This is a genomic window from Terrabacter aerolatus, from assembly GCF_007991735.1.
In the GTDB taxonomy this organism is placed as follows: domain Bacteria; phylum Actinomycetota; class Actinomycetes; order Actinomycetales; family Dermatophilaceae; genus Terrabacter; species Terrabacter aerolatus.
In genome coordinates, this window is the sequence record NZ_BJYX01000005.1 from 120754 (window position 1) to 139390 (window position 18637).

The following is an 18637-nucleotide window of genomic DNA, read 5'->3' on the forward strand; positions in this document are numbered from 1 at the left end:
GGTTCGGCCCATGCTGAGCACCTCGACCTTCACGACGTCGGACTTCGACGTCACCGACTACGTCCCCGACGTGACGACCGCCCTGCCCACGGGCCACCTCCGCCTGCGCAAGACGTATGCCGGCGACGTCGCCGGGCGCAGCGTCACCCAGTTCACGTCGGCCTTCGACCAGGCCAGCGGTGTCGGCACGTACGTCGCGATGGAGTCCTTCGAGGGGACCGTCGCCGGCCGCCGCGGGGCCTTCAACTTCGTGCACGCCGCCTCGACGACCGGCACGGACCGTGACCACGAGTACGGCCTCATCGTGCCCGGCAGCGGCACCGACGAGCTGGCCGGCATCGAGGGCACGGTGCGCCTGCGCATCGACGACGACGGCACCCACCGGATGGACTTCGACCACAACCTCGACTGACACGGCGACGGGCCACGGACCGGGTGGAGACCCGGTGCGTGGCCCGTCGTGGGCAGAGCGCGGGGGCGTGTCCCGCGCACCGCGAGGGCTCGGCTACCCGACCGTCACCGTGAGCGAGGCGAGCACGTCGGACCGGGTGTCGGAGACGAGCACCCGCACCGTGTAGGTGCCGGCGGCCGCCCAGGCGTGGCCGCCCGCGACGGTGGCCGTGCCGTCCGAGGCGGTCGTCACCGCCGCGTCCTCCGTCACCGTGCCGTCGCCCCACTGGACCCGGGCCGTGTAGCCGGTCGACGCCGGGACGCCGCCCTTCGCCGTGCCCAGCGTGACGTCGGTGCTGGCACCGGCCTTGGCGGTGGTGTCGGCGCCGGCCGTGACCCCGAGGGCCGAGCCGTTGTCGGCCACCGCGAAGACGTGGATCCGGCCCGCCGTCTTCGGGTCACCCGTCTGCGTCGGCAGCGTCACCGACGCGACCGTCTTGCCCGCGGGGACCGCGAGCGGAGCCGTGGCGAACAGCTTGACCTGGCACGAGTCGGTGCCGGTGCCGTTGAGGCGGTAGGCCATCTGGATCGCGACGACGTTGCCGAACTGCGGCGACCCGCACCAGTCGCCGTACTGCACCGGGTAGCTCGTGCTCGAGCCGTCGGTGAAGTTCACCGTCGCGGTCGTGTCCTGGTTCGTCTGCGTCGCCGTGCCGATGAGCGACAGCTTCGTCGCTCCGGGGGCCAGGGTCACCGGGAGGGTCTGACCCGCCCCCGTGGCGTTGTCCTTGTCCCCGACCGGGATGCCGGGCATCGAGAACCGCAGGTCGGTGCCCGGCACGGTCAGCAGCCTGCCCGGGATCCCGCCCGCCGCCACGAGCGCGTCGCGGGACAGGCCTGCCCGGTCGCCGTCGCAGGGGACCGAGTCGCCGACGTTGCCGAAGCACACCGAGTCGAACCCTGCGGCATACGCCGGCTTGGACGCCTGGTGCACGGTGGCGGCGCCGAGCGCGGAGCCGCTGTCGTTCGACGTCGTGACGGTGACCTTCGGCTGGTACGGACCGGGCGTCGCCCACGTGTGCGAGCCGCGGACCGTGAACGACCCGAGGTCGCCGGCCTCGATGGTGCCGGCAGAGCTCGTGCCGTCACCCCAGGCGATGGTCGCCGTGGCCGTGGCCGACGGGTCCTGCCCCTGGCCGACGCCACCGGAGAAGGTCGCGACGGTGCCCGACCACGCGGTGTCCTCGGCGACCTCGAACGGCTCGGCTGCCGAGACCTTGATGCCGGTGTTCTGCGCCTTGGACCCGTCGGTGAGCAGCTCGACCTCGGAGAGGTTGGGCGCCGCACTCCCGGCCGTGGCCGTGACGACGAGGCGGTAGCTCGTGAACGTACCCGCGTGGGCGATCTCGAACGGGCGCGTCTGCACCCGCCACGGGAAGACCTGGCCGGTACGCGTGTCGAGCGTCTGCCACGTCTTGCCGTCGTCCTTGCTGCCCTCGAGGCGCCACGCCGACGGGTCGCCGGCCTTCGGCCCGGAGGTGACGGTGTACCACGTCGCCCGCTGGCCGACGCCCGACAGGGCGAAGGTCACCGACGGGGTGGCCGAGGTGAACGACACCCCGGTGCGCGACGTGTTGTCGAAGAGCGCCTTGGCGTCGTCGCCCGACGCGAGGTCGGTCGCCGTCGCGGTGCCGCGGCCGGGGCCGGTCGCGTCCTTGAGCGGCTGGGGTGCCGCCGTGCCCTGCGTCAGCGACGGCGGGGCGTCCTGGGCGCGGGAGCCGAAGTCGGAGGGCGTGGCGCCCATCGCGAAGTCGACGGTGGTCGGACCGGTGAGCTCGTCCTGGCTGATCGAGACGCTCTTGTGCTTGGCGCCGTTGACGGTGAGGCCCTGCACGTAGATGTTCTTCTCGGAGTTGCCCGGCGCGTTGACGACGAGGTCGCCCTGGGTGCGCTTGACGCGCACCTGCTCGAACTTCGGCGAGCCGACGGCCCAGTTGGCCGACCCCACCTGCAGCGGGTAGATGCCGAGCGAGGACAGGACGTACCACGACGACATCTCGCCGTTGTCCTCGTCACCGGGGTAGCCCTGCCCGATCTCGCCGCCGACGTAGAGGCGACGCATGATCTCGCGGACCTTCTCGGCCGTCTTCCACTGCTGGCCGGTCCAGTCGTACATGTACGCGATGTGGTGGCTGACCTGGTTGCTCTGGCCGAGCTGGCCCATCCGGACGTCACGCGCCTCGAGCATCTCGTGGATGACGCCGCCGTAGCCACCGGGCTTCGTCGCCGTCTCGGGCGTCGCGAAGAACGTGTCGAGCTTCTTGGCCAGCGCGTCCCGGCCGCCGTAGAGGTTGGCGAGGCCGTTGCCGTCCTGCGGCGCGTGGAAGGCGAAGTTCCAGGCGTTCGTCTCGGTGTAGTCCCCGCCCCAGGCCTCCGGGTCGAAGGTCGACGGGAAGCTGCCGTCGGCGGCGCGGCCCTGGAAGAAGCCGACCTTCGGGTTGAAGAGGTTGCCGTAGTGCGTCGACCGCTCGAGGAAGTACTTCGACTCCTCGGCCAGCTGGGCACGGCGCGTCTCCGGCGTGGCGGGGTCCTTGGCGAGCTTGGCCGCCATGGTCCCGATGCCGAAGTCGTTGATGAGGCCCTCGAGACCCCACGACACGCTCTCACCGGTGCTGGTGCTCGTGTAACCGAGGAAGGTGGAGGTGTCGAGGCCCTTGCGGCCGACCGCGCTCGAGGTCGGGAGCACCGTGGCGTTCTTCACGGCCGCGTCGTAGGCCGCGAGCGGGTCGGGCAGCTTGACGCCCTTGGCGTAGGCGTCGGCGAACGCCACGTCGGAGCTCGTGCCGGTCATGAGGTCGGCGTAGCCCGGCGAGCTCCACCGCGCGACCCAGCCGCCGTCGCGGTACTGCTGCACGAAGCCGTCGGCGATCTCGGCCGCCACCTCCGGGTAGAGCAGGCTGTAGGCCGGCCACACGGTGCGGTAGGTGTCCCAGAAGCCGTTGTTGACGTAGATCTTGCCGTCCTTGACCGCGGCGTTGGTCGTCGTCGCGGTGGGCGAACCGGCCTTGCCCGCCACAGGGCTCGCGTACTGGTAGTGCGGAGCCGTTGCCGTGCCGGTGTTCTCGAACTGGCTGTTGGGGTAGAGGTTGAGGCGGTAGAGGTTCGAGTAGAGCGTCGTGCGCTCGGAGTCGTTGGCTCCCTTGACGCTGACGACGCCGAGACGGGCGTTCCAGGCGGCCTTGGCGGCCGCGCGCACGGCGTCGAAGTCACGGCCCGCCAGCTCGAGGGCGTGGTTCTTCCTCGCCTGGTCGAGCGAGATGAACGACGTCGAGAGCTTGAGCGTGACCTGCTTGTCGGCGCTCGTGTCGAAGGTCGCGTAGCGGGTGCCGGCGTGACCGTTCGGTGCGGTGCCGACCGCGGTGGCGGGTCGGTCGAAGGTGCCGTAGACGAACATCCGGCTGCGGCCGGCGGACAGGCCGCTGCCGTTGTCGACCCAACCGGTCATGGTGCCGGTGGCCGGGTCGACGGTGAAGGTCCCGTTGTCGTCGATGGTGTCGACGACGAGGTGACCCTTGCTCGCGGACGCCGGAAAGGTGAAGCGGTAGACACCGCCGTGGTCGGCCGGTGCCGTCTCGGCCGTGAGACCGCCGGCGAGGGAGACCTTGTAGTAGTCGGGGTGAGCCACCTCGGTCGCGTGGTCGAAGGCGAGCCCACGACCGGACGCGCTGCCCGTCGGGGTGCCCGTCGCGACGGACGGCATCACCGACATCTGGTTGCGGTCACCCATCCAGGGGCTCGGCTCGTGGGAGATCGCGAGCCCTTGCAGCACCGGGAGGTTCGCTGCGTTGTTGGCGGACTGGTAGTAGTACTCCCACGACTGCGAGTTGGCGTTCGTCACCGGCGTGAAGAACGTGAAGCCGTTGGGCAGCGCACTGATCGGGAGGTTGTTGCCGCGCGAGAAGCTGCCCGAGGCGTTGGTGCCGCGCCGCACGTCGACGTAGTTCGTCAGGTCCGCGCCGTCGACGGCCGCCGGACTCGCCTGCACCGAGACGTCGTCGATCCAGCCGCCGAACCGGGTGTCCTTCGTGGCCCCACCGGTGTTGTCGTAGCCGACGAGGACGCGGTCGATGGTCTTGCCCGCGGCGACCTTGCCGACGTCGACCGAGACGGCGTTCCACTGGTTGGCGTAGAGGATCTTGCCCTTGCCCTGGCCGCTCGGGCTCGCTGCGACGCCGTGCTGGTCGTCGGCGCCGAGGTCGGACAGGTAGGTGCCGTCCGTGAACCGGACGTCGAGAGCGGCATACGTCGAGGGGTACTTCAGGTCCCCGGCGACCATGTCGGGGAAGATCTTGTAGCTGAGGCGCGTCGTCGACGTGACCGGCAGGTCGACGTCGAAGAGCCGGTTCCACGCGTAGCCGCGACCGTCGGCCGTGTGGCCACCGGAGTAGCGCAGGGCCTTGACACCGGTCCAGCCGACGAGCGGCTTGATGTTGAAGCCGGAGATCGGGCCGGACCCGACGACCGTGCGCATCGGCGTCGCCGGGCCGGACCCGGTGCTGCCGTCCGAGAGGTCCCAGTCGGCGAGCTGGACGATGCCGCCGGAGTGGACGGCGGTCACGTTGAGCCGGTAGTACGCGTAGGTCGCCGGGGTCGTCACGTCGAAGGTGCGCTTGGCGAAACGACCCGAGAAGTCGATGCCGGTCCGGCGGTCGAGGTCGGTCCACGTCGTGCCGTCGGTCGAGCCCTGCAGGGTGAAGTCCCTGGGGTCGCGCTCGGGTGAGTCGTTGGCCGACGTCAACGAGTAGCGCACGGCCTTGGCCGGGGTGCCGAGCTGGTAGCGCACCCATCCGCTCGAGGCGAAGGCGAGCCACTTGGTGTCGGGGTTGGCGTCGGCGAGGTTGGCCGCGACCTCGCCCGGGGTGTTCTCCGCGCTCGCCGTGACTCCGACGACCGAGCCGAGCAGGCTGCCGTCCGAGCTCGCGGTGCCCGAGACGTTCTGCTGGCGGGGCGCGCCGCCCGCGACCTCGACGGTCGAGAGCTGGGGCTGGGGCTGACCGGCCTCGAACGAGGTCGAGAAGTCACCCGCGCCGGCATCGGCTGCGGGCGCCGAGAGCGGCGCCGCGGCCGTGCTGCCGAGGGCTGTCGCGTGGGCGGGACCGGCGACCGCGCCTGCGGTCGACGTGGCCAGGACTGCCAGGGCGATGACGCCTCTGTGGATCCCGGATCTCATGGACATGGGTGCCTCCGTGCTCGTCGTTGAGCCGTGCTGAAGTGAGCTGGTGCCGTGGGGTGAGCAGGTCGGTGCGAGCGACCCCCGAGCCGCGACCGACGTGGCGAGACTCGCCGCCGGGGACAAACGGCGTCAACAGCCCGAACCGATCCTGTCCAGTCCGGACATCAGATCGGACAGAACGGGTCGTCCCGGTCGCTCTCGTGACCTCTCGCGTTGCACTCGCCAGCGCGCTGTGGTCAGACTGCGGGAATGACAGCGTTGTCTGACCACCGGACAGCCGTGCGCCCGACCATGGCTGACGTCGCCGCCGAGGCCCACGTCTCGGTCAAGACCGTCTCGCGCGTGGTCAACCACGAGCCGGGCGTGCGCCCCGACACCGCGGAGCGCGTCCGAGCCGTCATCGAGCGCCTCGGCTTCCGCCGGCACGACGGGGCCCGCCTCATGCGCCAGGGCCGCACCTTCACCATCGCCCTCGTCGTCGAGGACCTCGCCAACCCCTTCTACTCCCAGATCGGGGCGGCGGTCGAGCGCGAGGCCCGCATCCGGCAGCACCAGCTGATCACCGCGTCCGCCGAGGGGTCGCCGTCACGCGAGCGCGCCGTCATCGAGGCCCTGGTGGGCCGCCGCGTCGACGGCATCGTCGTCGTCCCCGCCGACGAGAGCGCCTCGTCCGACGCCGTCCTCGAGGCGAGCCACACCCCCATCGTCTACATGGACCGTCCGGTGCGCGGCACGCCCCGCGACACGGTGCTCAGCGACAACCAGGGCGGCATCCGGAGCGCGGTCGAGCACCTCGTCGCCCACGGTCACCGCAACATCGCCTTCTACGGCGACGACCCGGCGTTCTGGACGGCGCGGCAGCGCCGTGACGCGTTCGTCGCGACGCACGAGGGCCTCGGGCTCCCGAGCAGCCCCCGCGTCTCGATGGGACCGCACACCGTCGGGTCCGTGCGGGAGACCCTGATCCCGTGGTCCGCCGGTCCGGAGCCGATCAGCGCGGTCATCACGGGCAACAACCGGATCACCCTGGCCGTCCTGCTCGCCCTGCGCGAGCTGCGACTGCCCCTGTCGCTCGTCGGCTTCGACGACTTCGAGCTGGCCGCCCTCATCGACCCTCCCGTCACCGTCGTGCACCAGGACCCGGCGGCCATGGGACAGAAGGCCGCCCAGCAGCTCTTCGCCCGCCTGCTCGGCGACGAGTCCCCGGCCCAGACCGTCGTCATGCCGACCCGGCTCATCGTCCGCGCCTCAGGCCTCCGGCGAGCTCCCCTGGGCCGTTGACGTCACCCCCGACCGCTTGCCCCTCCCCCAGCACCCCGAGCGCCGCACCTCTCCCGCACCCACCCAAGGAGCTCCCGCCCGTGTCAGAGACGACCGTGCCCGACGAGACCAGCCACGCCGCCCGTGTCATGAGCCGCCTGCCGCTCAACACCCCGCACCGCTTCTACCGCGGGGGCGAGCGCATCCTCGCCTTCCGCGGGCTGGAGGTTCCGCCGGACTTCGACGGGCACCGCCCGGAGGACTGGCTCGCGTCGACCACCCGGCTCTTCGCCGAGGGCGGCGACGGCGTCACCGTCCTCGACGACGGCACGCGGCTGCCCGATGCCCTCGCCGCCGACCCGGAGCACTGGCTCGGCGCCGCGCACCTCGCTGCCCACGGTGTCGAGCCGGGCCTGCTGACCAAGCTGCTCGACGCGGGCGAACGCCTGCCCGTGCACTCTCACCCCGACCGCACCTTCGCGGCCGCCCACCTCGACTGCGCGCACGGCAAGACCGAGGCGTGGATCGTGCTCGATGCCGCACCCGGCGCGTGCGTCTGGCTCGGCTTCCGCGACGAGCTGCCGGCCGACGAGCTCGCAGATCTGGTGGAGGCCCAGGACCATCGGCTCCTCACGGCCCTCAACCGGATCGAGGTCTCCGCGGGCGACGCCCTGCTCGTGCCCGGCGGACAGCCCCACGCCATCGGTGAGGGCGTCTTCGTGCTCGAGCTGCAGGAGCCGACCGACCTGTCGGTCATGCTCGAGCACCGACGGTTCGGCCTCGAGCAGGCGCACGCCTTCCTCGGCCTGGACATCCCCCGTGCGCTCGAGAGCGTCGACCGTGGCCCCCTGACCGCCGAGGGACTGACGGCCCTGCGCCGGCGGTGGACCGACGTCGGCGGCACCGGACACGCGCTGCCCGAGGATGCTGCGGAGTTCTTCCGCGCCGAGGTGCTGCGGGCGAGGCCCGACGCGCCCGCCACCGGTGCGGCGGCCTTCGCCGTCGCCGTCGTCGTCGAGGGCCACGGCACGTTGACGACGGGAACGGGCCCGCCCCGCACCACCGAGGTGGGGCGGGGCGACGTCCTGCTCGTGCCCCACGGCGCCGGCGACGTGCGCCTCGAGGGCGAGCTCACCGTCATCCGCTGTATGCCGTCGGCCTGAGCCGGCAGGCCCGCCGGGTCGCGCCGGGTCAGTCGGTCGTCCGGCGCACGAAGGCCCGGACGGCGAGCGGCGCCACGACGGCGGTGATGAGCACCGACCAGATGAGGGTGGTCAGGACGGGGTGCTGGAGCGGCAGGGCCGCGTCGGCCGGCGCGGGCGGCACGTTGCCCCACAGCTCACGCATCGCCTGGACGAGCGAGCTGATCGGGTTCCACTCGGCCACGGTGCGCAGCCACGACACCATCCCCTCGGTCGGCGCGAAGGTGTTGGCCAGGAAGGTGACGGGGAAGATGGTCGTGAACATCAGCCCGTTGACCGCCTCGGGTGACCGCATCGAGGACCCGACGAGCACACCGATCCAGATCATGGCGAAGCCGAAGAGCAGCAGCAGGCCGAACGCGAGCAGCGCCGGCCCTACGCCGCCCCGGATGCGCCATCCGATGGCGAGACCGGTCACCGACATGACGAAGATGCCGATGCTCGAGTGGATGAGGCTGTAGATGCTGCGTCCGACGAGCACCGACGACCGGGCGATGGGCAGCGACCGGAACCGGTCGATGATGCCCTTGCCGAGATCCATGTTGAGGCCGATGGCGACGATGAACGAGGAGAAGGCCATCGTCTGGGCCATGATGCCGGGCAGCAGCCACTCGCGGTAGGAGCCGCTGTCGGTCCGGATCGACCCGCCGAAGACGAACGCGAAGAGCAGGACGAACATCACGGGCTGGATGGTGACGTCGGTGAGCATCTCGGGCTGGCGCTTGATGTGCTTGAGGTTGCGCCAGACCATGGTCGCGATCTGTCGGGGGCGACCGGGCGGCTCGTAGTCGTGCGGGCCGGGCCGGGTGCTGACCCGGGCGGTGGTGGTGAGGGTGCGGTCGGTCATCGGGACTCCTCGGCGGTGGAGCTGGTGTCGGCGGGGTCGCGGGTGTCGCGGGTGTCGCGGGTGTCGCGGGTGTCGCGGGTGTCGCCGGTGTCGCCGGGGTCCCCGGACGCGGTGTCCGACTCGGCGCGATGCCCGGTGAGGCTGAGGAAGACGTCGTCGAGGCTGGGTCGTTGCAGGCCGAGGTCGTCGAGGACGATCTCGCTGCGCTCGAAGACCGCCGCGACGCGGGTCATGTCGTGCAGCCCCTCGGCCGGGGCGGTGAGTCGCCGGGCCGCGACGTCGACGTGGACCCCCTCGACGTGGGCCGAGAGCAGGGCGCGAGCCGCCTCGACCTGGTCGGCGTGCGAGACCGTGAGGACGATCGCTGCCTGGCCGGACTGGTCCTTGAGCTCGAGCGGCGTGCCCTCGGCGATGATCCGGCCGTGGTCGATGACGACGATCCGGTCCGCGAGCTGGTCGGCCTCCTCGAGGTACTGGGTCGTCAGCAGCAGGGTGGTGCCGTCGCGGACGAGCCCGCGCAGGACGTCCCACAGCTCCACGCGGCTGCGCGGGTCGAGGCCCGTTGTCGGCTCGTCGAGGAAGAGGACCGGCGGGGTCGCGATGAGGCTGACGGCCAGGTCGAGGCGGCGGCGCATGCCCCCGCTGTAGTCCTTGACGACCTTGTGGCCCGCGTCGGTGAGCGAGAAGCGCTCGAGCAGCTCGTCGGAGAGGCGGCGCACCTCGCCCTTGGGCAGCCCGTAGAGCGAGCCCATGAGCCGGAGGTTCTCCCGACCGGTCAGCAGCTCGTCGACCGTGGCGGCCTGGCCGGTGAGCCCCATGCTGCGGCGCACGAGCTCGGGCTCGCGGGCGACGTCGTGCCCGGCGACGCGGGCGGACCCGCTCGTCGGACGGCTCAGGGTCGTCATCATGCGGACGGTGGTGGTCTTGCCGGCGCCGTTGGGCCCGAGCAGACCGAGAACCGTGCCCTGCGGCACGGAGAAGCTGACGTCGTCGACGGCGGTCGTGTCGCCGAAGCGTTTGACGAGGTGCTCGGCCTCGATGGCCGGTCCCGTGAACCGGTCGCGCACGACGCGCGCGTCGGTGGTGATGGTCATGTGAAGGCTCCCCGGTGGTGCGTCGGCGACACGTGGGTCATTCGTGGGTGTGAGGGTGTGAGGGGTGTGAGGGTGCGAGGGTGTGGGCGTGAGGTGCTGCGTGCGACGACCGTAGACGTCGTCACCGACAGCGTCGGTCACGAAGTGAACGCCGTCAACATTTTTCTCCTCAACCACCCGCGTCCCGACGGGATCGGCCGGATTTCGCCCACGGCATACGCCGTCGGTGGGCTGACCGGGCACGATCCGGACGCTCCCGTGCGACGCTGGAGGCACCACCCAGATCGGAGACGGCCATGACCCAGATCGCCCCGCGTCCGCGCCCCGGCGTCCGCACCCCGCTGCTGCGTGAGGTCTACGGGCGGCTGCTCCGCGGCCTGCGCACCCGGCAGGCCCGCACCCTCGCCGAGGTCGCCGCCCGGGCCGGCATCTCGGTCGCCTACCTCTCCGAGGTCGAGCGCGGCCTCAAGGAACCGTCGTCCGAGGTGCTCGAGGCGGTCTGCGTCGCCCTCGGGTCGAGCATCACCGGGCTCGTCGGCGCGGCCCACCGGGAGCTGCGCGACCTGACGACCGACGGCGCCACCGGCGGTCGCGTCCTCGACCTCACCTCGCGGGTCGGCACGAGCATCGCCTCCCCCGCGGCGGCGCCCGCCCCGACCGGCACGCTCTCCGACGCGGCCGGGTCGGTGCTGCTCGTCGCCTGAGCAGCACCGACCCGGCCGGGACCGGACGAGCGGTCCCACCTCAGTCGACGAGGCTGCCCCACGTGTTGTTGCCGACGACTCCGTCGACGACGAGACCCGTCTTCGACTGGTAGTCCCGCACGGCCGAGTCCGTCGCGGGGCCGAACGACCCGTCGACCGTCAGCGCGTAGCCGGCGTCGACGAGCTCGCGCTGGAGGCCCGTGACGGCGTCGCCGCTCGCACCCTGACGCAGCACGGGCAGGAGCGAGTACCACGTGGTGTCGCCCACGACCCCGTCGACGGTGAGGCCGTGCGCCGACTGGTAGCTGCGCACGGCGGAATCCGTTGCCGCGCCGAATGATCCGTCAGCGGTGACGCTGCGCCCGGAGGCCCGGAGGAGGTACTGGAGCGTGCGCACCGCGGTCCCGCTGCTTCCGCTGCGCAGCACCGGGAGACTCGTCTCCGTCGTGCCCCCGCCGGTGCCCCCCGTGCCGTACCGGGCGAGGACGTCGTCGGCATAGGCGATGCGTTGGGTCGTCGCGCACGTGCCGCACCGCTCGAACTTCTGCATGAAGACGGTCGTCGCCGAGTCGACCGACGTCGAGGCCCTGAGGTCCGCGAGGCCGTAGCCGCTGAACGTCGACAGCTCGTACCAGGTGAAGTCGAGCTGGGCGCTCAGGCTGTAGCGGCTGCTGCCACTCAGGCCGGCGTGCCAGACGAGGTTGTCCCGCGAGTCGGTGTCCCAGCGGCCTCCCTCGCTCCACTGCGCGATGCCCATGCCCGGACCGCCGGGCTGGTCGGCGTAGGGGTTGATCGGGCTGCCCGACTCCTGGATGAGGTTGCCGACGATGCCGGCGGACTGGCGCTCGGTGAGGCCCTTGCCGACGAAGTAGTCGAAGGCGATCTCGTCGTTCGAGGCGGCGAGGGCGCTCGGCGCCGCGACGACGCCGAGGACGGCGACGGCCACACCGACGAGCAGGCCCGCCACGGCGCGCCGGGGGGTGGTGGGCGTCATCGGACGGACCCTCTCTCTCCGGCTCCGCACGGGGTCACCAGCCCGCGCACACGTCGGCGTCCCACGTGATCGTGGTGCGGATGTCGACGTGGGCGTGGTCGTCGTGGGCCGGGTAGCCCGGACCGAAGATCCCGCCGAAGCCGGCGGAGCGAGCCTGCTTGGCGATGCTGCAGATCGAGGTGGCGCCGTCACCGGGCACGAGGTCGAGCGCCCCACCGCTCAGGTGCACGCTGTTGCTCGCACCTCCGACCGAGGCGTTGCAGGCAGCATCGCGGAACCCGGAGGTGACCCGGAGCGGGTGGTCGCCGAGCTGGTGGCGCAACGCCTCCGCGCGCCAGAGCGCCCGCTTCATGTTCTCCCTGTTGGCCGCCGTGCCGGTGAAGCCCTTGCCGCAGTTCTCGCTCGCCTCGGCGTAGCTGAAGTGGGCCGGGGAGCAGTCGGGGTCCTGCAGGGCGTAGATGGTGGAGAACGTCGCGGGGCCCGCGACGCCGTCCGCGGTGAGGCCGTATGCCTTCTGGAAGTTCGTGACGGCCGCCGTGGTCTGTGCCCCGTAGGAGCCGTCGACGGCCATGACCTGGCCACGGGGGACCCAACCGGCGACGCGGACCTGCAGCTCGGTGACGTCCGAGCCGGAGGCGCCGGACGCGAGGGTGCGGGGCCACGAGTAGCACTCGTCGGCGTGGGCAGCGGGGGCCGTCGCGGTGACGGTCGCGGTGGCGACGCCGAGTCCACCGAGGACGAGGGCGACGGCGGCGAAGGCGTGGGTGAGTGTGCTCCTGCGCATGCTGGTTCCTTTCGCGTGGTGCGTGGACCTACCTGCCGAGCGTGTCCGATTCGTCACGGTTTCGCGCGTCGAGCGCATGGGGAGAACTCCCCATGCGCTCGTCGGCAGGTCAGGGTCACGCGGTCGACGCGGGCGGACGGCAGGTGGCGATGGCGCCTCCCTGCGCCACCGCCACCCCCTCCCCGGGGACGCCGCTAGGGCGTCACCTGGCTCACTCGGGTCGACCAGTTGCCCAGTGCCGCACGGGTGCCCGCCGCTCCGGGCGACGCCGCGCACGTACCGAGCTTGTTGTCACCCGTGGTCGCGCCGAGGAAACGGCCACCCCACGTCGCGTAGTCGCACGCGTGGGCGACGTACTCGCTCGCGATCCAGATCGAGCTGCCGTCGACGGCGGCCGCGCTGTAGTCGCCCCACCGGGTGCGAGGCGGGCTGCCGACCTGGGCCTTGTAGCTCGTGAACCCGTCGTCGGTGGCCTGCCCCTCGGCCGCGATCGAGATCGGGCCGGTCCCGACGAGGGCGTCGATGGCCGCGTAGCCGGCGCTCGGGAACTGCGTGTCGCCGGTGGCGCTGAAGGCCATGACGCCTCGACCACTCGCGGTGACCCCGATCGCCGGGTAGGTCAGGTCGTGCCCGGCCTGGCCGAGGTAGCCCTGCAGCGCCATCTTGGCCGACAGGGACCCGGAGGTCGTCGACGGCTTGACGATGAACCAGGCGATGCCGGCTCGCTGCGCCCCGGCGTCAGGGTTGAGCGCGGTGTCGAGCGCACCCCAGAGCTTGCCGTTGGCATACATGACCTGCTGCATGCGGGTGTCGTTCGAGTCGGGCGTGGAGACGACCTCGTCGTGCGCCGGCTGGCCACCGAAGAGGAGCCGCCAGCAGCCGACACCTGCGATCGTCGGCGTCGTCGTGTCGTTGATGCAGTAGCCCTGCGGGGTGTCGGTCGTGGGCGTCGTGCCGGCACCCTTCTGGTGCGCCTTCGGCGGGATGGCATACGTCTCCGACGGCAGGACCCTGTTGCTGAGGGACAGGGCCGGGGTCGACGTGCCGAGCGACGCCGTGTTGGTCAGGGCCCACACGACGACCGTGCTCGAGACGTAGTTGCCGCCGGTCCCGGCGACCGGGTGCGTGGCCTCGTCGGCCGCGGTGGAGCTCATGAAGTACTCCGTGCCGTTCGCCGCCGTCTCGAAGGAGCCGGTGCCGGGCGACTGTGCGGGCCAGACCGTGAACCCGGGCTGCGTGGCGCCGGCGTCGCTCGGGAGCGCGACGGTGCCGGACGTGTCGATGTGCCGCGTCGTCACGGTCGCTGCACCGGCGGCGAGCTGGGACTTCGAGAGCGCGTAGATCTGCGCCCCGGCGAAGCCGCCAGAGTTCCACGGGTAGGCGTTCGTCGTCAGGTAGATCCCGTTCGCGTCGGCACCGATGTGCGGGTAGTCGCCGAGGTAGGGGCCGGGGTTGGCGCCACCGGTGTTCGTGCCGTCGTTGGTGACGTCGAGCTTGTAGATGTTCCACGAGCCGGTCGGGTTCGCCGTCTGGCTGACCGCGACGTCGAGGTGGTTCACCAGCGTGAGCGACCCGTTGGGCCTGGACTCCAGGGTGAGCACGGCGACGTAGAAGCGCTGCGTGGCCGCGTCGAAGAGGCAGACCGGGTCGGTGATGCTCTGGGCTCGCACGCCGGTAGACCGGTTGATCGCGGGGGCGTAGCCGAAGAAGGAGTTGAGGTCGACGGCGTGGCCGACGTCGGTGGGGAACCCCGAGACGATGTTGGTCGCGGTGTTGTCGGGCAGCTGCGAGGCACCGTTCTTGTCATAGACGTTGAGGACGTCGTTGACGGCCTCGAGGACGAAGCCGTTGCCGACGCAGAGGGCCTGGTCCGGGGGCTCGACCGTGAACTGGTTGCCGCCGCGGGCATACCTCTGCTGGAAGAGGTTGAGCCCCTCGAAGGAGCTGCCGAGCTGGGGTTTGGACTTGGCCTTCTGCCCGCTGTGGACGCTGACCGACTTCCCCGAGGTGTGCCCGTTGGAGAGGCCGCGATCGGTGATGGTGCCGGGATACGTCGGGGTGGCGGCCTGGTCGTCGGTCTCGCCGACGAACTCGGTCTGGGTCGCGTCGTTGCTGCCGGACGGGGTGAACGCCCCCGTCGTCGCGGTGGAGGTGCCCACGAGTCAGGCAGAGGCACCGGGGTCGGCGTGGGCGGCGGTCTGGGTCATGGAGAGTCCCAGGGCCGCTGCCGCGAGGACCGGGACGGAGATGGCACTGATGCGCCTGCGGCGCGACGTACGAGAACCAGCCATGAGCTCCCCTTCGAGGAAGTGGAGCCCGTCCGGGGCAGGTCCGGTCGATGGACGAGGGGGCGCGCCGGGGGCGGGCGAGGATGGACGAACAGGTGAGGGCCCTCGGCGCCGGGTCGCTCAGACGTGCACCTCGAACTCTGGCACCGCCCGTCAGGGCGTGTCCACAGAATCGGTGAAGACGGGGTTCAGGCACCGTCCAGCCGTGCCTCCACGGCACGCTCGACGACGTGGTCGACGATGCCGAAGTCGACCGCCTGCTGCGCGGTCATCACCGCGTCGCGGTCGGTGTCGAGACGCAGCTGCGCCACGGACCGTCCGGTGTGCTGGCTCAGCACCTCCTCGACCTGGGCGCGCACGCGCAGCAGCTCGTCCGCCTGGAGCGCGAGGTCGCTGACGGTCCCCTGTCCGCCCGCAGACGGCTGGTGGAGCAGCACGCGCTAGTGCCGGAGGGCGAAACGCCGTCCCGGCTCCCCTGCCGCGAGGAGCACGGCCGCAGCCGAGGCGGCCTGCCCGAGGCAGTACGTCGCGACGGGCGACGGCACGAACTGCATCGTGTCGTAGACGGCCATGAGTGCCGTGAACGAGCCGCCGGGGCTGTTGACGTAGAGCGAGACCTCCCGGTCGGGTGCGATGTCGGCGAGGTGGAGCAGCTGCGCCATGACGACGTTCGCGACGCCGTCGTCGATCTCGCTGCCCACGAAGATGATCCGCTCCTGCAGCAGCCGGCTGTAGATGTCGAGGCTGCGCTCCCCTGCCGGGGTGCGCTCGATGACGTAGGGGATCGTGTAGCTGCTCGCCACGGGTTGCGACCGTGACCCGTTCACCGCAGTCCGACCTTGCGCTCGACGCCGACCGGGCGCACGTCGGTCAGCGACGTGACGACGTGGTCGACGATCCCGTATGCCGCAGCCTCCTCGGCGCTGAACCAGCGGTCGCGCTCGCTGTCGTGGGTGACCTGCTCGACGGTCTGGCCGGTGTGCTCGGCCTGCAGCTCGTTGACGCGGCGCTTGACGGCCTTGAGGTTGGCGGCCTGGACCTCGACGTCGGCCGCGGTGCCCTGGATGCCGGCGGACGGCTGGTGCATCATGATCCGCGCGTTGGGCAGCGCGAAGCGCTTGCCGGGAGTTCCCGCGCCGAGCAGGAACTGGCCCATGGAGGCCGCGAACCCGACGGCGAGGGTGGAGACGTCGTTGGGGATGACCCGCATCGTGTCGTAGATGGCGAGCCCGGCGGTGACGGAGCCGCCGGGGCTGTTGACGTAGAGGCTGATGTCGGAACGCGGGTCGCGCGCCGAGAGCAGGAGCAGCTGGGCCGTGATCCGGTTGGCGATCGGGTCGTCGACCTCCGCCCCGAGGACGATGATCCGCTGGTGGAGCAGCTGCATCGAGAGCTGGTCGTCCAGGGCGGCGGGGATGGGCATGTCGGTCATCCACCCAGCATCGGGACTGCGGTCCAGGTCCGGGATCCCGCTCCGCCACGGGCAGATTAGCCGACAGCGTAGGCCACCCTGCCGATATCCCGCTGGCGCGTCGGCTCGCCGGGCACGACGATGGGTCGCATGGCCGGAGACACGTATCCCGACATGTGGGTCGACCCCGAGGACGACCCACGGTCGCAGGAGGCGCTCCTCGGCGACGAGCGGACGACCCTGCTCGACTACCTGGCCAACTACCGGCTGACGTTGGAGCTGAAGTGCTCCGGGCTCGAGCCGGAGCAGCTCGCCATGCGGTCGGTGCCACCGTCGACGATGTCGCTGCTGGGACTCGTGCGCCATCTCGCGCAGGTCGAGCAGACGTGGTGGCGGCGCGTCATGGCCGGGGACGACACGCCCTACCTCTACCGCCGGCCCGACGACCGCGACGCCGACTTCACCGGGGCCGTCGGCGAGGAGTCCGTCGTCACCGAGGCGTGGACACGGTGGCGCGAGGAGACGGCACACGGCGACGCGTTCGTCGCGGCGGCCGAGTCGCTCGACCTCGTCAGCCTCGACCCGGCCAACCCGATCAACCTGCGCGAGGTCCTCGTCCACCTCATCGAGGAGTACGCACGACACTGCGGCCACGCGGACCTGCTCCGGGAGTGCGTCGACGGCGCGACCGGCCAGTGACCGCCCGGATGACATGATCGGACCCATGGAAGCCGACGTCGTCGTCGTGGGTGCCGGTCTGGCCGGGCTCGTCGCCACCGCTGAGCTGGCCGACCGCGGGAAACGCGTGGTGCTCGTCGACCAGGAGGGCGAGCAGTCCCTCGGCGGCCAGGCCTTCTGGAGCTTCGGCGGGCTCTTCCTCGTCGACAGCCCGGAGCAGCGCCGAATGGGCATCAAGGACAGCCTCGAGCTCGCGACGCAGGACTGGATGGGCTCGGCGCAGTTCGACCGCGACGAGGACTTCTGGCCCCGCAAGTGGGCCGAGGCCTACCTCCACTTCGCGGCCGGCGAGAAGCGAGCCTGGCTGCACGAGCAGGGGCACCGGCTCTTCCCCGTCGTCGGCTGGGCCGAGCGCGGGGACGGGCGCGCCGAGGGCCACGGCAACTCGGTGCCGCGCTTCCACATCACGTGGGGCACCGGTCCCGGTCTCGTCGAGCCGTTCGAGCGGCGGGTCCGCGCGGCCGTGGCGAGCGGCCGGGTGACGTTCGCCTTCCGTCACCGCGTCGACGAGCTCGTCGTGACCGCAGGCGCCGTCACCGGCATACGCGGTCGGATCCTGGCTCCCGACGGCGTCGACCGAGGTCGGCCGAGCAGTCGCGAGGAGGTCGGGGACTTCGAGATCACGGCCCAGGCCGTCATCGTCACGAGCGGCGGCATCGGCGGCAACCACGACCTCGTGCGCCAGGTGTGGCCCGAGCGTCTCGGGACGCCGCCCGCGCGCATGGTGGCGGGCGTCCCGGCCCACGTCGACGGCCGGATGCTCGGCATCACCCAGTCTGCCGGGGGTCACGTCATCAACCCGGACCGGATGTGGCACTACACCGAGGGCCTGCGCAACTGGGACCCCGTCTGGGACAACCACGGCATCCGTGTCCTCCCCGGCCCGTCGTCGCTGTGGCTCGACGCGCGGGGACGCCGCTTCCCGGCGCCGTACTTCCCGGGGTTCGACACGCTCGGCACGCTCGGCCACATCATGCGCAGCGGCCACGACTACTCGTGGTTCGTGCTGACCCAGCGCATCATCGAGAAGGAGTTCGCCCTGTCGGGCTCCGAGCAGAACCCCGACCTCACCGGCAGGGACGTCAAGCAGGTGCTCGGCCGGGCCCGCAAGGGGGCGCCGGCACCCGTCGAGGCGTTCAAGCGGCACGGCGAGGACTTCGTCGTGGCCCACACGCTGGACGAGCTCGTCCGGGGCATGAACGCCCTGACCGGCGACGACCTCGTCGACGTCGGGTCCCTGCGGCGCACCATCGTCGCGCGCGACAACGAGATCGCCAACGACTTCAGCAAGGACGCCCAGGTGACGGCGATCCACGGGGCGCGGAACTACCGGGGCGACAGGCTGATCCGCGTCGCGAGCCCGCACCGGCTGCTCGACCCCAAGGCGGGCCCGCTCATCGCGGTGCGGCTCAACATCCTGACCCGCAAGACTCTCGGCGGCCTCGAGACCGACCTCGCCGGACGCGTGCTGCGCGCCGGCGGTGAGCCGCTGCCCGGGGTGTATGCCGCGGGCGAGGTCAGCGGTTTCGGCGGTGGTGGCATGCACGGCTACAACTCCCTCGAGGGCACCTTCCTCGGCGGCTGCCTCTTCAGCGGCCGGTCCGCCGGCCGCGCGGTCGCCGCAGCCCTCTGACCTCCCCCCTTCTTGCCGGTCGAGGTGACCCCGGCGGCCACGGGCCTGTCGGGATCACC

The 18637-nt window shown here is 71.6% G+C and carries 14 protein-coding genes and 1 pseudogene; 6 read left to right on the top strand and 9 right to left on the bottom strand.

Features of this window, described 5'->3' with window-relative positions; translation table 11 throughout:
• Positions 1-10 precede the first annotated feature (10 nt).
• Positions 11-412, top strand: coding sequence for a DUF3224 domain-containing protein (locus TAE01_RS06755; RefSeq protein WP_147064733.1), 402 nt, complete (start codon positions 11-13; stop codon positions 410-412).
• A gap of 93 nt (positions 413-505) precedes the next feature.
• On the opposite strand, the gene TAE01_RS06760 is transcribed toward TAE01_RS06755, so the two are convergent.
• Positions 506-5626: a GH92 family glycosyl hydrolase gene (locus TAE01_RS06760; protein WP_246111187.1), complete on the bottom strand. Its 5121-nt coding sequence runs from the start codon at positions 5624-5626 to the stop codon at positions 506-508.
• 246 nt (positions 5627-5872) lie between these two features.
• Here TAE01_RS06760 and TAE01_RS06765 point away from each other — a divergent pair, with 246 nt between their 5' ends.
• Together TAE01_RS06765 and TAE01_RS06770 are read left to right on the top strand one after the other, a co-directional pair.
• Positions 5873-6904, top strand: a complete 1032-nt coding sequence (locus tag TAE01_RS06765; protein ID WP_246111188.1) for a LacI family DNA-binding transcriptional regulator — start codon at positions 5873-5875, stop codon at positions 6902-6904.
• 80 nt (positions 6905-6984) lie between these two features.
• Complete coding sequence (locus TAE01_RS06770) at positions 6985-8046, top strand: class I mannose-6-phosphate isomerase (RefSeq protein ID WP_246111189.1); 1062 nt, start codon at positions 6985-6987, stop codon at positions 8044-8046.
• 28 nt (positions 8047-8074) lie between these two features.
• Here the strand turns inward: TAE01_RS06770 and TAE01_RS06775 are convergent, their stop codons facing one another.
• The gene (locus TAE01_RS06775) at positions 8075-8932 is read right to left on the bottom strand and encodes an ABC transporter permease (RefSeq protein WP_186815073.1); all 858 of its coding nucleotides are present in this window, start codon (positions 8930-8932) and stop codon (positions 8075-8077) included.
• Complete coding sequence (locus TAE01_RS06780; RefSeq protein ID WP_246111190.1) at positions 8929-10026, bottom strand: ATP-binding cassette domain-containing protein; 1098 nt, start codon at positions 10024-10026, stop codon at positions 8929-8931. The genes TAE01_RS06775 and TAE01_RS06780 overlap by 4 nt, the downstream gene beginning before the upstream one ends.
• Positions 10027-10322: 296 nt before the next feature.
• Between TAE01_RS06780 and TAE01_RS21050 the strand changes: the two genes are divergently transcribed.
• Positions 10323-10730 (top strand): helix-turn-helix domain-containing protein, encoded by a 408-nt coding sequence (locus TAE01_RS21050; protein ID WP_147064735.1) that lies wholly within the window; start codon positions 10323-10325, stop codon positions 10728-10730.
• 40 nt (positions 10731-10770) lie between these two features.
• Here TAE01_RS21050 and TAE01_RS06790 read toward each other — a convergent pair whose 3' ends face one another.
• The 6 genes and pseudogenes from TAE01_RS06790 to TAE01_RS06810 all read right to left on the bottom strand — a co-directional run bounded on the left by TAE01_RS06790 (position 10771) and on the right by TAE01_RS06810 (position 16228).
• Entirely contained in the window at positions 10771-11724 is a 954-nt protein-coding gene (locus TAE01_RS06790) for a phage tail tip lysozyme (protein ID WP_147064737.1), read from the bottom strand.
• A 34-nt stretch (positions 11725-11758) separates the two neighbouring features.
• Positions 11759-12508 (bottom strand): D-Ala-D-Ala carboxypeptidase family metallohydrolase, encoded by a 750-nt coding sequence (locus tag TAE01_RS06795; RefSeq protein ID WP_147064739.1) that lies wholly within the window; start codon positions 12506-12508, stop codon positions 11759-11761.
• Positions 12509-12702: 194 nt separating this feature from the next.
• Entirely contained in the window at positions 12703-14667 is a 1965-nt protein-coding gene (locus tag TAE01_RS06800) for a hypothetical protein (protein ID WP_147064740.1), read from the bottom strand.
• Positions 14668-14670: 3 nt separating this feature from the next.
• Complete coding sequence (locus TAE01_RS21055; RefSeq protein WP_281289270.1) at positions 14671-14799, bottom strand: hypothetical protein; 129 nt, start codon at positions 14797-14799, stop codon at positions 14671-14673.
• Positions 14800-14984: 185 nt separating this feature from the next.
• Positions 14985-15623, bottom strand: a pseudogene (locus TAE01_RS06805) (ClpP family protease).
• Positions 15620-16228 (bottom strand): ATP-dependent Clp protease proteolytic subunit, encoded by a 609-nt coding sequence (locus tag TAE01_RS06810; protein WP_147064742.1) that lies wholly within the window; start codon positions 16226-16228, stop codon positions 15620-15622. Before TAE01_RS06810 ends, TAE01_RS06805 begins: the two are co-directional and overlap by 4 nt.
• A 129-nt stretch (positions 16229-16357) precedes the next feature.
• Here TAE01_RS06810 and TAE01_RS06815 point away from each other — a divergent pair, with 129 nt between their 5' ends.
• Both TAE01_RS06815 and TAE01_RS06820 read left to right on the top strand, forming a co-directional pair.
• Positions 16358-16906 carry a DinB family protein gene (locus TAE01_RS06815; RefSeq protein WP_147064744.1) on the top strand — a complete coding sequence of 183 codons (549 nt, stop codon included), beginning with the start codon at positions 16358-16360 and terminating at the stop codon, positions 16904-16906.
• 25 nt (positions 16907-16931) lie between these two features.
• Positions 16932-18578: an FAD-binding dehydrogenase gene (locus tag TAE01_RS06820; protein ID WP_147064746.1), complete on the top strand. Its 1647-nt coding sequence runs from the start codon at positions 16932-16934 to the stop codon at positions 18576-18578.
• Positions 18579-18637 lie beyond the last annotated feature (59 nt).